This is a genomic window from Cedecea neteri (assembly GCF_000757825.1).
Taxonomy (GTDB): Bacteria; Pseudomonadota; Gammaproteobacteria; order Enterobacterales; family Enterobacteriaceae; genus Cedecea; species Cedecea selenatireducens.
Genome location: NZ_CP009451.1, coordinates 610,371 through 624,702, shown reverse-complemented (window position 1 = coordinate 624,702; position 14,332 = coordinate 610,371). Strand labels below are relative to the sequence as shown.

The following is a 14,332-nucleotide window of genomic DNA, read 5'->3' as shown; positions in this document are numbered from 1 at the left end:
TTGCATCAAAGCAGCTTTATCCCTACAGGAAGTGTCGTTTTTTGCTATACCTGAAAGGCTTACACAAACTAACAGGAACAAACGATGCGTACCACAACGTATTTTAAAGTGGCTTGTCTGGCAGGTTTATTAGCGCTGGCGGGGTGTGCTTCAAAAACCACCTCACCGGAAAAATACTCTGGATTTCTAAAAGATTACTCCGGCCTGCAGGAAACAAAATCGGCGACCGGCAAAACCGTTATGCGCTGGGTTGACCCGAACTTTAAACCCAGCAACTACGACAGCCTGGTGTATAACCCGGTAGTTTATTATCCGACGCCTAAACCGACGACTCAGATTGGCCAGCAAACGCTGGATGGCCTGCTGGCCTATACTAACACTAAGCTGAAGGCCGCGGCACAACAGCGCAAGCCTTTGGTGACGACGCCTGGCCCACGCAGTTTAATTTTCCGTGGGGCGATTACCGGCGTGGACAGCAGTAAAGAAGGCCTGCAGTACTACGAGGTGATCCCGATTGCGATGGTGGTGGCGGGCACGCAAATGGCCACAGGCCACCGCACCATGAATACCGATCTCTACTTCGAAGGTGAGCTGATTGACGCGTCCACCAATAAACCCGTTTTGCGCGTGGTGCGTAAGGGCGAGGGGAAAACGCTGAGCAATGAGAATGCCAAAGTCACCGTTGATACCCTGAAACAGGTGGTGGATGATTTAGCCACCGACGCCACGATGTTTGACGTGCCGAATAAATAACGCCGGTCATGCAGGCAAAAACCGCAGCCCTGAAAAAGCTGCGGTTTTTTATTACGCCAGTTTTCTACGCCACGGCAGCCACTGCTCGGGTTTCGCAAACATCACCAGGTTGCCCAGCAGAATCATCACCAGCCCCAGCACCGCATTCGCGTGCCAGATGTAGCCTTCGTAAACCGTCGACAGCGTCAGCGCAACCAGCGGGAAGAGCAGCGTGCTGTAGGCAGCCTGGCTTGCGCCGATACGGCCAACCAGCGTGAAATAGGCGCCAAAAGCAATCACCGAGCCAAAGATCGCGAGATAAAGCAGCGAACCGATGTAGCGCGCGGTGAAGTCAGGCATAAACGACTCGCCGCTCGCCAGCGCCACCACGCCCATAATCGCGGTGCCGTAGAACATCGCATAGGTATTGGTCGACAGCGTTTCCAGGCCCCGGCTTTGGTGACGGGCGCTGATCATATTCCCCAAAGAGAAGCCAAACGTGCCGAGTGCGCTGAGGCCGATGCCGATGAGCAGCGAAGGTGCCATTTGGGTCGCAACCAGATCGTGCCAGAACAGAGCGACGATCCCGGCAATCCCGAGCGCCGCAGCGGGCAATACGCGCGGAGAAGGCTTCTTGCGGAAGAACAGCAGGTTGTTGAAGGCGTTAAACAAGACCGCCATCGAGAAAATCACCGACTCCAGCCCGGAGCTGATATACGCGGCGGCGTGATAGAAGCAGAAGAAGTTGAAACCGAACACACACGCGCCCTGCAGCACGCAAAACAGGTGGTCTTTGAGCCCGATGCGCTTCAGGCGACCCAGCGCCAGAAGGGCAACCAGCATCACCACCGCCGCCACGGCAAAGCGCCAGAAGATAGACACCGGAACCGAAACCACCCCCTGTTGCATATAAATGGCAATCCACGTAGTCCCCCAAATCACCACCACCAGAATATAAAGCAAAGCGTTCATTGTTGTTCTCTTCAGCCAAAATCAGACCACGAGTATCCGTTTTTGCTTTGCTTTCGGCTTTCATCCGGGGGGCCGACTTACATATTCTTGCGGTTTTTTTTCACGGCGGCAGTGGCGATGGCCGAACGCAGTCCTTACACTAGCCAGTATGTTCCAGAAGCCAACGTCCCCTATGACCACGCCATATCACGCCTTTGAAAACCTGCAGCAGCACAAAGCCCGCCTGAACGGCAGCGTTCAGCTTGGCTCAGGGGTTCAGCTCGCCGCCTGGTCAAACGGTAACGACTGTATTACCCAGCGTTGCGATCACCACACGCTCAGCCTTTACGTTACCGAAGGGTACGAAACCTACCAAAAAACGGCTTCAGGCTGGCGCAACGGCGGCGGCCCGGATCGCTTCTGTATCATGCCGGAAGACAGTGAATCGACGTGGGACGTACGGGATGACTTCTCGTTTGTGCATCTGTACTGCACCGACGAACACCTCAAAGAGATTGCCGCGCAGATTTGGGATCGTAGCCCGGCGGCCATCAACCTCGATGAAAAAACCTTTGCCGACGATGCACGGATCACCCAGCTTTATCGCCATTTCTTGCTCAGCAGCGACTGGCAGCAGCGGGCGAATCACCTGACGCTAAGCACGGCTTCCACGCTGCTGCTGACGCACCTGGTGCAGCATTACAGCAGCGTGCAGTGGAAGCTGCCGACGGTGCGCGGCGGGCTTGCGCCTGCGGTGCTGCGAAACGTGCAGGCATACATCGAACAGAACCTCAGCGAAGCGCTGACGCTCAGCGAGCTTGCCCGGCTGGCAGATCTCAGCGAGTACCACTTTGCACGCATGTTCAAGCAGTCGACCGGCCAGGCGCCGCATCAGTTCGTTATGCAGCGCAGAATGGCGAAGGCAGAAACGCTGGTACGCCAGGGGCGGTTACCGTTAACGGATATCGCCATGGCCTGCGGATTTAGCTCGCCCAGTCATTTCAGCAACCGCTTCAAAAGCGTCTTTGGCGCCACGCCGTCGCAGCTACGCGCGCTTAAGGCGTGAAAACGCGGTATAGCAAATCCCTCCGGCAATTACCCCCCAAAACGCAGAGCTGACGCCCAGCAGATTCACCCCCGAGGCAGTAACCAGGAACGTGACGATAGCCGCGTCCCTGTCCCGCTCGTGATTCAGCGCCTGGTGCAGGCTGCCGGCAATCGTGCCCAGCAGGGCCAGCCCGGCAAGGGTGTGGATCCAGGCCAGCGGCAGGGCGGTCAGCAGCGTTGAAATCGACCCGCCGAAAACGCCGGCAATCAAATAAAACACGCCCGCAGCGGCGGCGGCAAGCCAGCGCTTGTCCTTGTCCGGATGGGCTTCTGCCCCCTGGCAAATGGCGGCGGTAATGGCGGCGATACAAACCGAAAACACGCCGAACGGCGCCAGCAACAGGGCAATTAAGGCGGTCACGACAATCAGCGGTGAAACCGGCACTTTATAGCCGGAGGCCGCCAGCGTGGCGATGCCGGGGGCATTTTGTGACGCCATCGTTACCAGGAAAAAAGGCACGCCGATGCCCAACAGGCTGGCCACGCTCAACGACGGGGAAGTGAACTCGGGGACCGCCACAGAAACCGGAACGCTCCCCGTGTGAAGCTCGCCGGTGACGAGGCAAATCAGCAGGCCGATCAGCATGGCGACGACGACGGCATAGCGCGGGGCAAAGACCTTCGCCAGCAGCCAGCCAAGCAGCATGCTCCCGCTCAGCAAAAAGTGACCCTGTAACGAGGTGAAAGTATCTAGGCCAAACCTGAGCAGAACCCCGGCCAGCATGGCGGCGGAGAGCGTAGGGGGGATCAGGCGCATCAGCCTGGCAAACAGCCCGGTCACGCCGCAAATCAGGATCAGCAGCGAAGCAAAAATAAAAATGCCAATGGCTTCACTCAGGCTATGCCCCGGCAGGCTGGTGGCCAGCAGCGCGGCTCCCGGCGTTGACCAGGCCGTCAGGATCGGTGCGCGATACCACAGCGTCAGTCCCAGCGTGCTGATGCCCATGGCAATGCCCAGCATCGTCAGCCAGCCGGCTATTTGGTGGGACGTGGCCCCGGCGGCATCTGCGGCCTGCCAGATAATGGCGGCGGAGCTGGCATAGCCGACCAGCACGGCAACAAAACCGGCCAGAACGGTGGGAAACGGCAGCAAAGAAAGGCGCATAATAAACTCGTTGTGCGTTATAACGTCCGCGAAATATAGCATCGTGCGTTATAGCGCACAAGGCGCTATACTTCGCCGTCAACAGGAGGAAGAAAATGGACATTGCGCTACATCTGGCGAACACCCTGAAAAGCCTGCGCCAGGCCAGAGGCTGGAGCCTGACATTTGCGGCGGAGCAGACCGGCGTGTCGAAGGCCATGCTCGGGCAAATCGAACGCAACGAGTCCAGCCCGACGGTGGCGACCTTGTGGAAAATTGCCACCGGCTTTAACGTGCCGTTTTCGGTGTTTCTGGAAGCCGGCGTTGAACCCGTACGTCCGGTCTTCGACCCGCAGCACAGCGAAATGGTGGTGGTGCCGCTGTTTCCTTACGATCCACAGCTGCGTTTTGACCATTTTTCTATTCGCCTGGCATCCGGCGCGCTGAGCGAGTCTTCGGCGCACGACGCGGGCGTGATTGAGCATGTGGTGGTGATAAGCGGTACGCTGGAGATGAATGTCGACGGCGAATGGCTGATTTTGACGGCCGGAGAAGGCCTGAAATTCCACGGCGATCGCCCCCACGCCTACCGCAATTCAGGTGCCGATGAGACGCATTTTCACTCGCTGATCCACTATCCCGCGACGACCGCATAATCCCCCTGTTTTTGCGCGGGGGAAGTGACTACAATAGCCGCCTTTCGCCCATTACAGAACACGACAAACTATGCGCCTGCACGCGAATCAACTTGAATTACTCAGCCCTGCCCGTGATACCGCCATCGCCCGCGAAGCCATTCTCCATGGCGCGGATGCGGTCTACATCGGCGGGCCTGGCTTTGGCGCTCGCCATAACGCCGGCAACAGCCTGCAAGACCTGGCCGAGCTGGTGCCGTTTGCCCATCGCTATGGGGCGAAGATTTTCGTCACGCTGAACACCATTCTGCACGACGACGAGCTGGAGCCCGCGCGCTCGATGATTATCGACCTGTACGAAGCCGGTATTGACGCGCTTATCGTGCAGGATATGGGCGTGCTGGAAATGGACCTGCCGCCGATTGAGCTGCACGCCAGCACCCAGTGCGACATTCGTAGTGCGGAAAAAGCGAAGTTTCTGTCAGATGCGGGCTTCTCGCAAATCGTGCTGGCGCGCGAGCTGAACCTGCAGCAAATTGCCGCTATTCATCAGAACGTTGACGCGACGATCGAGTTCTTTATTCACGGCGCGCTGTGCGTGGCGTACTCCGGGCAGTGCAACATTTCCCACGCGCATACCGGGCGCAGCGCCAACCGTGGCGACTGCTCGCAGGCCTGCCGCCTGCCTTACACCCTGAAAGACGACCAGGGGCGCGTAGTGGCTTATGAAAAACACCTGCTGTCGATGAAAGACAACGACCAGAGCGCCAACCTGGCGGCGCTGGTGGACGCGGGCGTGCGTTCCTTCAAAATTGAAGGGCGCTACAAAGACATGAGCTATGTAAAAAACATCACCGCGTATTACCGTCAACTTTTGGACGAGCTGATGGACGGGCGCAGCGATCTGACCCGCGCCTCTGCCGGCGTCACCTCGCACTACTTTATTCCGTCGCCGGACAAAACGTTCCACCGCGGCAGCACCGACTACTTTGTTAACGAGCGTAAAATCGACATCGGCGCGTTTGACTCGCCGAAATTCGTGGGCCTGCCGGTGGGTGAGGTGCTGAAAGTGAGCAAAGACCATCTGGACGTTACCACCACTAACACGTTGACCAACGGCGACGGCCTGAACGTGCTGATCAAGCGTGAAATCGTCGGTTTTCGCGCCAATACGGTAGAAAAAACCGGGAAAAATCAGTATCGCGTCTGGCCGAATGAAATGCCGGAAACGCTGAAAAATGTACGTCCGAACCATCCGCTTAACCGTAATCTGGACCACAACTGGCAGCAGGCGCTGCTGAAGACCTCCAGCGAACGCCGCGTGGCGGTGGATATCGAGCTGAGCGGCAGTCAGCAGCAGCTGGTGATGACCGCGACCAGCGAAGAGGGCGTCAGCGTCAGCCAAACGCTTACGGGCCAGTTTGACGTGGCGAATAACCCGCAGAAAGCCTTCGACAGCCTGCGTGACGGTCTGACCAAACTGGGCCAGACCATGTATTCCGCCCGTAAGGTGAACATTCTGCTGGAAGAGGCGCTGTTCGTGCCTAACGCCCAGCTTAACCAGCTGCGCCGTGACGCCATCGAGGCGCTGACCGAAGCGCGTCTGCAAAGCTATCAGCGCGGCAGCCGTAAAGCGGTCAGCGTGCCGCCTCCGGTCTACCCGGACAGCCATTTAAGCTTCCTGGCGAACGTTTACAACCATAAGGCGCGTGAGTTCTATCATCGCTATGGCGTGCAGCTGATTGATGCCGCTTATGAAGCACATGAAGAGAAGGGTGACGTACCGGTGATGATCACCAAGCACTGCCTGCGGTTTGCGTTTAACCTCTGCCCGAAACAGGCGAAGGGCAACATCAAGAGCTGGAAGGCTACCCCGATGCAGCTGGTACACGGCGATGAAGTGTTGACCCTGAAGTTCGACTGCCGCCCGTGCGAAATGCACGTCGTCGGCAAGATGAAGAACCATATTCTGAAGATGCCGCTGCCGGGCAGCGTGGTGGCGTCCATCAGCCCGGATGAGCTGATGAAAACGTTACCGGGTAAATCGAAGCGTTAATTGCATCGTTGATTATTAAAAACCGTCTATTTCTCAGGCGGTTTTTTTTTAATCAACCGTAAGGGCGCTAAATATAAATTGTCACACACGGAATTATTCCATGATTAAACAATGACGCAATAATCGTGATTTTTAGGTGACAATTTTCCTCTTTCTAAGAACGCTTTCCAGCTAGCAATGCTTAACTTCACGATTTTTCGTTATATCCCACTTTCTTAATACTGTTCTAAGATTTCTTTGTTAAATTCTTTTCATTGATTAGTCGTTTAGCAAAGCAGGCCGTACTTCCTGAATGTTGTACTTTTATTTAATTAGCCTGATTCATTATCCCGTCAGCTTTTGGCGTTCAGAGATTTAATAAGGAATCCACGTAATGAGTGATTTTCTGCCTTTTTCACGTCCAGCGTTAGGTGCGGAAGAAATTGCAGCGGTAACGGAAGTCATGCAATCCGGCTGGATAACCACCGGGCCGAAAAACCAGGCGCTTGAGAAGGCATTTTGCGAGTTAACGGGCAATAAACATGCGATTGCAGTAAGTTCCGCGACGGGCGGGATGCACGTAACCCTGATGGCCCTTGGGCTGCAGGCCGGTGACGAGGTTATCACACCCTCACTGACGTGGGTTTCCACGCTGAACATGATTGTTCTGCTGGGCGCAGAGCCGGTGATGATTGACGTCGATCGCGACACGCTGATGGTCACGCCAGAAGCCATCGAGGCGGCAATTACTCCTCGCACCAAAGCGATTATTCCCGTGCACTACGCGGGCGCGCCTGCCGACATCGACGCTATCCGCGCGATTGGCGAACGCCACGGTATTCCGGTGATTGAAGATGCTGCCCACGCGGCCGGCACGGAATACAAAGGCAAGCACGTAGGTTCTCAGGGAACCGCTATCTTCTCTTTCCACGCCATCAAGAACATGACCTGCGCCGAAGGCGGCCTGATCGTCACCGACGACGACCAGTTGGCAAACCGCATTCGTAGCCTGAAATTCCACGGTCTGGGCGTCGACGCCTTTGACCGCCAGACCCACGGCCGCGCGCCGCAGGCGGAGGTGATTTCTCCGGGGTTCAAATACAACCTCGCGGACATCAACGCGGCTATCGCGCTGGTGCAGCTGGGCAAACTTGAACAGATCAATATCCGTCGCCAGGAAATTGCCGAACGCTATCTCAAAGAGCTGGCCGATACGCCATTCCTGCCGCTTTCCGTTCCAGAATGGCAGCACCGCCACGCCTGGCACCTGTTTATCATCCGCGTGGACGAAGCCACCTGCGGCATTTCCCGTAGCGGCCTGATGGAAGCCCTGAAAGAGCGCGGCATCGGCACCGGCCTGCATTTCCGCGCGGCCCACACCCAGAAATATTACCGTGAACGCTATCCGCAGCTTCAGCTGCCGAACAGCGACTGGAATAGCGAGCGCATTTGCTCGATCCCACTGTTCCCTACCATGACCGACGATGACACTTCCCGAGTCATTACCGCCTTACGTGAAATAGCAGGACTCTAAGATGACGACCCCGGAAACCATCAAAAAAGTATCCGTTGTGATCCCGGTGTACAACGAACAGGACAGCCTGCCTGAGCTGCTTCGTCGTACCACGGAAGCTTGCCAAAAGCTGAACCGCGATTACGAAATCCTCCTTATCGATGACGGCAGCAGCGACGACTCCGCCGCTATGCTGACCCGCGCGGCAGAAGAGCCCGGTAGCCACATCGTCGCGGTGCTGTTGAACCGTAACTATGGCCAGCACTCGGCCATTATGGCCGGCTTTAGCCACGTCACCGGTGACCTGATTGTCACCCTGGATGCCGACCTGCAAAACCCGCCGGAAGAAATTCCGCGGCTGGTTGAGAAAGCCGACGAAGGCTATGACGTGGTAGGCACCGTGCGCCAGAACCGCCAGGACAGCTGGTTCCGCAAACGCGCCTCTAAGATGATCAACCACCTGATCCAGCGTACCACCGGCAAAGCGATGGGCGACTACGGCTGTATGCTGCGCGCCTACCGCCGCCACATCATCGACGCGATGCTGCACTGTCACGAACGCAGCACCTTTATCCCGATCCTGGCAAATACCTTTGCCCGTCGCGCGGTGGAGATCCCGGTGCATCACGACGAGCGCCAGTTTGGCGACTCGAAGTACAGCTTTATGCGCCTCATCAACCTGATGTATGACCTGATCACCTGCCTGACCACCACGCCGCTGCGTTTGCTGAGCGTTGTGGGCAGCATTATCGCGCTGTCTGGCTTCGCGCTGGCCGTGCTGCTGGTGGTGTTACGTCTGGCTCTTGGCCCACAGTGGGCGGCGGATGGGGTGTTCATGCTCTTCGCCGTGCTCTTCACCTTTATTGGCGCCCAGTTTATCGGTATGGGGCTGCTGGGTGAGTACATTGGCCGTATCTATAACGACGTGCGGGCTCGCCCTCGTTACTTTATTCAACGCGTAGTTAGCAGTGAAACCGCTTTATCTTCAGAGGAAAATCAATAATGAAAGCAGTTGTTTTCGCCTATCACGATATGGGCTGTGTGGGTGTTCGTGCCCTGGTTGAAGCAGGCTATGACATTGCAGCAATTTATACTCACCCGGATAACGCGGCTGAGAATAACTTCTTTGGTTCTGTGGCCCGCACGGCGGCAGAATTCGGTATTCCGGTCTTTGCTCCTGAAGATGTGAACCACCCGCTGTGGGTTGACCGCATTAAAGACGCTCAGCCTGACGTGATTTTCTCATTCTACTACCGCAATCTGCTGAGCGAAGAAGTCCTGAACTGCGCTTCCGTAGGCGCGTTTAACCTGCACGGATCTCTGCTGCCGAAATTCCGCGGCCGCGCACCGCTGAACTGGGTGCTGGTGAAAGGTGAAACCGAAACCGGCGTAACCCTGCACCGCATGGTGAAACGCGCAGACGCCGGCGACATCGTTGCCCAGGAACGCGTGGCAATCGCCGCAGAAGATACCGCGCTGACCCTGCATCACAAACTGTGTGAAACCGCGAAATCCCTGCTGGCGAAAAGCCTGCCGGTGATCAAAACCGGTCACTTCCCGCAGGCCGCGCAGGACGAAGCTAAAGCCACCTATTTCGGCGGCCGTTCACCAAAAGATGGCGCAATCAGCTGGGAAGCCACCGCAGCTGAAGCCAACAACCTGGTGCGTGCGGTAACCGAACCGTGGCCGGGCGCGTTCAGCTACGTGGGCGGCAGCAAATTTATTATCTGGAAAAGCCGCGTGCTGGAAAGCAACAACGGCGCGAAAGCGGGCACCATTCTCTCCGTGAACCCGCTGGTTATTGCCTGCGGCACCGGCGCTCTGGAAGTGGTCACCGGCCAGGCTGAAAACGGCGTCTACATGCAGGGCTCCCAGCTTGCACAGTCCCTGGGTCTGGTCAGCGGTGCAATCCTGAACAGCAAACCTGTTTCCGCCATTAAGCGTCGTACCCGCGTGCTTATCCTCGGCGTGAACGGCTTTATCGGTAACCACCTGACCGAACGCCTGCTGCGTGATGACAACTTTGAGATCTTCGGCCTGGATATCGGTTCCGACGCTATCTCTCGCTTCATCGGTAACGAGCGTTTCCACTTCGTTGAAGGCGACATCAGCATTCACTCCGAGTGGATCGAGTACCACATTAAGAAATGTGACGTTGTGCTGCCGCTGGTGGCGATTGCTACCCCAATCGAATACACCCGTAACCCGCTGCGCGTTTTCGAACTCGACTTCGAAGAGAACCTGAAAATCATCCGCGACTGCGTGAAGTACAAAAAACGCATTATCTTCCCGTCCACCTCCGAAGTGTACGGCATGTGTACCGACGCCTCGTTTGACGAAGATAACTCCCCGTTGATCGTTGGCCCAATCAACAAACAGCGCTGGATCTACTCCGTGTCCAAGCAGCTGCTTGACCGCGTTATCTGGGCATACGGCGAAAAAGAAGGGTTGCGCTTCACGCTGTTCCGTCCGTTTAACTGGATGGGCCCGCGTCTGGACAACCTGAACGCCGCGCGTATCGGTAGCTCCCGTGCCATCACCCAGCTGATCCTTAACCTGGTAGAAGGTTCGCCGATCAAGCTTATCGACGGCGGCAAGCAGAAACGCTGCTTCACCGACATCGGCGACGGCATCGAAGCGCTGTTCCGCATTATTGAAAACAAAAACAATAACTGCGACGGACAGATAATCAACATCGGTAGCCCGGATAACGAAGCGAGCATCAAACAGCTGGCAGAAATGCTGCTGGAAAGCTTCGAGCGTCACCCGCTGCGCAGCCAGTTCCCGCCGTTTGCCGGTTTCCGTGAAGTGGAAAGCAGCGCGTACTACGGCAAAGGCTACCAGGACGTTGAGCACCGTAAGCCAAGCATCCGCAACGCGCAGCGCCTGCTGGACTGGACGCCTGAAGTGCACATGGAGAAAACCATCGACGAAACGCTGGACTTCTTCCTGAAAACCGTTGAGCTGACGGATCCCGCTTCATGAGAAAAGTCGGCCTGCGTATTGATGTCGACACCTGGCGAGGCACCCGTGAAGGGGTGCCAAACCTTCTGGAGACGCTGAGTTTACACTCGACTCAGGCAACCTTTTTCTTCAGCGTTGGGCCAGACAATATGGGGCGCCACCTGTGGCGCCTGATCAAGCCTAAATTCCTGTGGAAGATGCTGCGTTCTAACGCGGCATCGCTGTACGGCTGGGATATTCTGCTCGCGGGCACCGCGTGGCCGGGCCGCCAGATTGGCGCGGGCAACGCTGAGGTTATTGCGGCGACGGCGGACCACCATGAAGTGGGACTCCACGCCTGGGATCACCATGCCTGGCAGGCCTGGGCGGGGGTCTGGGAGCAGGACAAGCTCGAACACCAGATTCGCCTTGGGCTGGACGCGCTGCAGAAAATTGTCGGCCAGCCGGTAAGCTGTTCGGCGGTGGCCGGCTGGCGTGCTGACCAGCGCGTGGTGAAAGCGAAGTCTGCTTTCCCGTTCCGGTACAACAGCGACTGTCGCGGCACCACGCCGTTTATCCCTGTCCTGTCTGACGGCAGGGAGGCGGCGGTGCAAATCCCCGTGACGTTGCCCACCTGGGACGAAGTGATTGGGACTGAGGTCAGTAAAGAGAGCTTTAACCGCTTTATCCTGGATAAAATTCACCAGGACAGCGGCACACCGGTTTACACCATCCATGCGGAAGTCGAAGGGATGGTGATGCGAGATTCCTTTAGTGAATTGCTGGCAATGGCCGCGGCGGAGGGGATTCAGTTCTGCCCGCTCAGCGAGCTTCTGCCGGACGATTTATCCACGCTGCCGAAAGGCAAAATTGTGCGCGGGACAATTCCAGGCCGGGAAGGCTGGCTGGGTTGCCAACAACTTATAGAGTCGTAAACCGATGAAAACAGCAAAATATGGAATGGCCCTTCTGGTCTGTTTTGCCTTGCTTTACCTTGTACCGCTGGAGTTCCGCCACCTGTGGCAGCCGGATGAAACGCGTTATGCGGAAATCAGCCGTGAAATGCTGCAGTCCGGCAACTGGGTTGTTCCCCATTTCCTCGATCTGCGTTATTTCGAAAAGCCTGTCGCGGGGTATTGGATCAACAACATCAGCCAGTTTATCTTCGGGCAGAACAACTTTGCCGTGCGTTTTGGCTCCGTTTTCTCGGTGACCCTGAGCGCGCTGTTGACCGGCTGGCTGGCGTTCCGCCTGTGGCGTGATAAAACGGTCGCGGTGCTGGCGGGGGTTATCTTCCTCACCTGTCTGCTGGTCTATGGCATCGGGACTTATTCCGTTCTCGACCCGATGATCACCCTGTGGATGACGGCGGCGATGTGCAGCTTCTGGTTAGCCAGTACGGCCAAAACCACCGGCGGCAGGATTGGCGGCTATGTTCTGCTGGGCCTGGCCTGCGGCATGGGCGTGATGACCAAAGGCTTCCTGGCGCTGGCGGTGCCGGTGATTGGCGTCCTGCCGTGGGTGATTGCCCAGAAACGCTGGAAAGAAGTTCTGCTGTTCGGGCCGATTGCGGTGCTGAGCGCGGTGCTGATCACGCTGCCCTGGGCCGTGGCGATCGCTAAAGCGGAACCTGACTTCTGGCACTATTTCTTCTGGGTAGAGCATATTCAGCGCTTCGCCGAGAAAGACGCGCAGCACAAAGCCCCATTCTGGTATTACATTCCGTTCCTGATTGCCGGTAGCCTGCCGTGGCTGGCGCTGTTGCCCGGCGCGCTGAAAAGCGGCTGGAAAGGCCGTGCTGAGCAGGGCGGAGCCTTTTACCTGCTGGGCTGGATAGTGATGCCATTCTTGTTCTTCAGCATCGCGAAGGGCAAGCTGCCCACCTATATTCTGCCGTGCTTTGCGCCGCTGGCTATCCTGATGGCGCGTCATGCGGTTGAGCTGGCGAAAAGCGGGTCTGCCGTTTTGCGCGTCAACGGCTGGATAAACCTGGCGTTCGGTTCGGCCTGTGTGATTACCGTGGCCTTCTTCCTCGCGCCGTGGGGGCTGGCAAGACATCCGGTTTATGCCGCCAATGAAAGCCTCAAAGTCGTTCTTGCGTGCCTGGCGTTTGCGGTCTGGGGGCTGTTTGGCCTTCTGACCCTGAGCCAGACGGCGAAACGCTGGTACTGGGCGGCGCTGTGCCCGCTGGGTCTGGCGCTGCTGGTCGGCGTGGTGATCCCATCGAAGGTGGAGAACTCCAAGCAGCCGCAGGCGTTTATTCACGCAATGCGTCCGCAGCTGGAAGACAGCCGCTACATCTTCACCAACAACGTAGGCATCGCCGCCGGGGTTGCGTGGGAGATGAAGCGCAGCGATATCAACCTCTATAGTCAGGCGGGCGAACTGCGTTACGGTCTCGACTATCCGGATGTAAAAGATCGCTACGTTGGCTCTGAGCAGTTCGAGTCCTGGCTGGCGGAACACCGCAAGCAGGGCAAAGTCTCGCTGCTGCTGTTGGTATCCAATAACAGCGATCTTAATGACCTGAAACTTCCGACGCCAGATCATCGGGCAAACAGCGGACGCTTTGTTCTGTTTGAGTACGACGCTCAGCCATGAATATTGCGCTGATTATTCTGGCCAGCCTGCTTAGCTGCGGCGGGCAGCTGTGCCAGAAGCAAGCGGCACAGGGGGCGGGGCGCCGCCACCTGATGCTGTGGCTCGGGCTTAGCATCTTGCTGCTGGGGCTGGGCATGCTCGTCTGGCTGCTGGTGCTCCAGCACGTCGAAGTGAGCATTGCTTACCCGATGCTCAGCCTGAACTTTATCTTTATCACCCTTGCCGCGCGGTGGATCTGGAAAGAGAGAATTTCCGCTCACCACTGGCTGGGGGTGATTTTGATTATCCTGGGCATCATCGCGCTGGGAGGGCACGCCTGATGGGGTATATCTGGGCGTTAATGAGCGTATTGCTGGTGAGCGGGGCGCAGCTCAGCATGAAATGGGCGATGATTCAGTTCCCGCCCGCTTCGCTGAGCCTCGAGTTTGCTATGTCGGTGCTGTTTGGCGGCTACGGCCTGCTGGCGCTGATTTGCGGCCTGGCCGCCTATGCGTTCTCCATGGGCTGCTGGTATATGGCGCTGAAGCGTATTCCGCTCAGCAAGGCTTATCCGCTTTTAAGCCTGAGCTACGTGCTGGTGTGGTTTGCAGCCATTAATCTGCCGTGGCTCAACGAAGAGTTTAGTCCGGAAAAGCTTATCGGCGTGGCGGCTATTTTTGTCGGCCTGGTGCTGATTTGCCTGCCCCATAAGCTAAGCCACAAAAAGGAAAAGTAATGCGCTAATTGTTCAG

The 14,332-nt window shown here is 57.2% G+C and carries 13 protein-coding genes; 11 read left to right on the top strand and 2 right to left on the bottom strand.

What is annotated here, in order from left to right; translation table 11 throughout:
• Positions 1-84: 84 nt before the first annotated feature.
• Positions 85-753 (top strand): DUF3313 domain-containing protein, encoded by a 669-nt coding sequence (locus tag JT31_RS02705; protein ID WP_038473056.1) that lies wholly within the window; start codon positions 85-87, stop codon positions 751-753.
• 51 nt (positions 754-804) lie between these two features.
• Here the strand turns inward: JT31_RS02705 and JT31_RS02700 are convergent, their stop codons facing one another.
• The gene (locus JT31_RS02700) at positions 805-1,704 is read right to left on the bottom strand and encodes a DMT family transporter (protein WP_038473054.1); all 900 of its coding nucleotides are present in this window, start codon (positions 1,702-1,704) and stop codon (positions 805-807) included.
• A 172-nt stretch (positions 1,705-1,876) separates the two neighbouring features.
• Between JT31_RS02700 and JT31_RS02695 the strand changes: the two genes are divergently transcribed.
• Entirely contained in the window at positions 1,877-2,749 is an 873-nt protein-coding gene (locus JT31_RS02695) for a helix-turn-helix domain-containing protein (protein ID WP_038473052.1), read from the top strand.
• On the opposite strand, the gene JT31_RS02690 is transcribed toward JT31_RS02695, so the two are convergent.
• Positions 2,729-3,895, bottom strand: a complete 1,167-nt coding sequence (locus JT31_RS02690) for a benzoate/H(+) symporter BenE family transporter (RefSeq protein ID WP_038482691.1) — start codon at positions 3,893-3,895, stop codon at positions 2,729-2,731. The two genes, JT31_RS02695 and JT31_RS02690, sit on opposite strands and share 21 nt — an antisense overlap.
• 95 nt (positions 3,896-3,990) lie before the next feature.
• Between JT31_RS02690 and JT31_RS02685 the strand changes: the two genes are divergently transcribed.
• The 9 genes from JT31_RS02685 to arnF all read left to right on the top strand — a co-directional run bounded on the left by JT31_RS02685 (position 3,991) and on the right by arnF (position 14,316).
• The gene (locus JT31_RS02685; RefSeq protein WP_038473051.1) at positions 3,991-4,530 is read left to right on the top strand and encodes a helix-turn-helix domain-containing protein; all 540 of its coding nucleotides are present in this window, start codon (positions 3,991-3,993) and stop codon (positions 4,528-4,530) included.
• Positions 4,531-4,600: 70 nt separating this feature from the next.
• The gene (locus JT31_RS02680; protein ID WP_038473050.1) at positions 4,601-6,565 is read left to right on the top strand and encodes a peptidase U32 family protein; all 1,965 of its coding nucleotides are present in this window, start codon (positions 4,601-4,603) and stop codon (positions 6,563-6,565) included.
• Positions 6,566-6,938: 373 nt separating this feature from the next.
• Positions 6,939-8,078, top strand: a complete 1,140-nt coding sequence (gene arnB, locus JT31_RS02675; RefSeq protein WP_038473048.1) for a UDP-4-amino-4-deoxy-L-arabinose aminotransferase — start codon at positions 6,939-6,941, stop codon at positions 8,076-8,078.
• Position 8,079: 1 nt separating this feature from the next.
• Complete coding sequence (gene arnC / locus JT31_RS02670) at positions 8,080-9,060, top strand: undecaprenyl-phosphate 4-deoxy-4-formamido-L-arabinose transferase (protein ID WP_038473046.1); 981 nt, start codon at positions 8,080-8,082, stop codon at positions 9,058-9,060.
• The gene (gene arnA, locus JT31_RS02665) at positions 9,060-11,042 is read left to right on the top strand and encodes a bifunctional UDP-4-amino-4-deoxy-L-arabinose formyltransferase/UDP-glucuronic acid oxidase ArnA (RefSeq protein WP_038473045.1); all 1,983 of its coding nucleotides are present in this window, start codon (positions 9,060-9,062) and stop codon (positions 11,040-11,042) included. The genes arnC and arnA overlap by 1 nt, the downstream gene beginning before the upstream one ends.
• Positions 11,039-11,935, top strand: a complete 897-nt coding sequence (gene arnD / locus JT31_RS02660) for a 4-deoxy-4-formamido-L-arabinose-phosphoundecaprenol deformylase (protein ID WP_038473044.1) — start codon at positions 11,039-11,041, stop codon at positions 11,933-11,935. The genes arnA and arnD overlap by 4 nt, the downstream gene beginning before the upstream one ends.
• A gap of 4 nt (positions 11,936-11,939) precedes the next feature.
• Complete coding sequence (gene arnT, locus JT31_RS02655; protein WP_038473043.1) at positions 11,940-13,601, top strand: lipid IV(A) 4-amino-4-deoxy-L-arabinosyltransferase; 1,662 nt, start codon at positions 11,940-11,942, stop codon at positions 13,599-13,601.
• Positions 13,598-13,921, top strand: a complete 324-nt coding sequence (arnE, locus tag JT31_RS02650) for a 4-amino-4-deoxy-L-arabinose-phosphoundecaprenol flippase subunit ArnE (RefSeq protein ID WP_038473041.1) — start codon at positions 13,598-13,600, stop codon at positions 13,919-13,921. The genes arnT and arnE overlap by 4 nt, the downstream gene beginning before the upstream one ends.
• The gene (gene arnF / locus JT31_RS02645; protein WP_038473039.1) at positions 13,921-14,316 is read left to right on the top strand and encodes a 4-amino-4-deoxy-L-arabinose-phosphoundecaprenol flippase subunit ArnF; all 396 of its coding nucleotides are present in this window, start codon (positions 13,921-13,923) and stop codon (positions 14,314-14,316) included. The genes arnE and arnF overlap by 1 nt, the downstream gene beginning before the upstream one ends.
• The last annotated feature ends 16 nt before the right edge of the window (positions 14,317-14,332 follow it).

Bases quoted from the DNA above. Each gene is read 5' to 3' on its own strand.
- JT31_RS02705 (WP_038473056.1), top strand. From the start codon at position 85: ATGCGTACCACAACGTATTTTAAAGTGGCTTGTCTGGCAGGTTTATTA.
- JT31_RS02700 (WP_038473054.1), bottom strand. From the start codon at position 1,704: ATGAACGCTTTGCTTTATATTCTGGTGGTGGTGATTTGGGGGACTACG.
- JT31_RS02695 (WP_038473052.1), top strand. From the start codon at position 1,877: ATGACCACGCCATATCACGCCTTTGAAAACCTGCAGCAGCACAAAGCC.
- JT31_RS02690 (WP_038482691.1), bottom strand. From the start codon at position 3,895: ATGCGCCTTTCTTTGCTGCCGTTTCCCACCGTTCTGGCCGGTTTTGTT.
- JT31_RS02685 (WP_038473051.1), top strand. From the start codon at position 3,991: ATGGACATTGCGCTACATCTGGCGAACACCCTGAAAAGCCTGCGCCAG.
- JT31_RS02680 (WP_038473050.1), top strand. From the start codon at position 4,601: ATGCGCCTGCACGCGAATCAACTTGAATTACTCAGCCCTGCCCGTGAT.
- arnB (WP_038473048.1), top strand. From the start codon at position 6,939: ATGAGTGATTTTCTGCCTTTTTCACGTCCAGCGTTAGGTGCGGAAGAA.
- arnC (WP_038473046.1), top strand. From the start codon at position 8,080: ATGACGACCCCGGAAACCATCAAAAAAGTATCCGTTGTGATCCCGGTG.
- arnA (WP_038473045.1), top strand. From the start codon at position 9,060: ATGAAAGCAGTTGTTTTCGCCTATCACGATATGGGCTGTGTGGGTGTT.
- arnD (WP_038473044.1), top strand. From the start codon at position 11,039: ATGAGAAAAGTCGGCCTGCGTATTGATGTCGACACCTGGCGAGGCACC.
- arnT (WP_038473043.1), top strand. From the start codon at position 11,940: ATGAAAACAGCAAAATATGGAATGGCCCTTCTGGTCTGTTTTGCCTTG.
- arnE (WP_038473041.1), top strand. From the start codon at position 13,598: ATGAATATTGCGCTGATTATTCTGGCCAGCCTGCTTAGCTGCGGCGGG.
- arnF (WP_038473039.1), top strand. From the start codon at position 13,921: ATGGGGTATATCTGGGCGTTAATGAGCGTATTGCTGGTGAGCGGGGCG.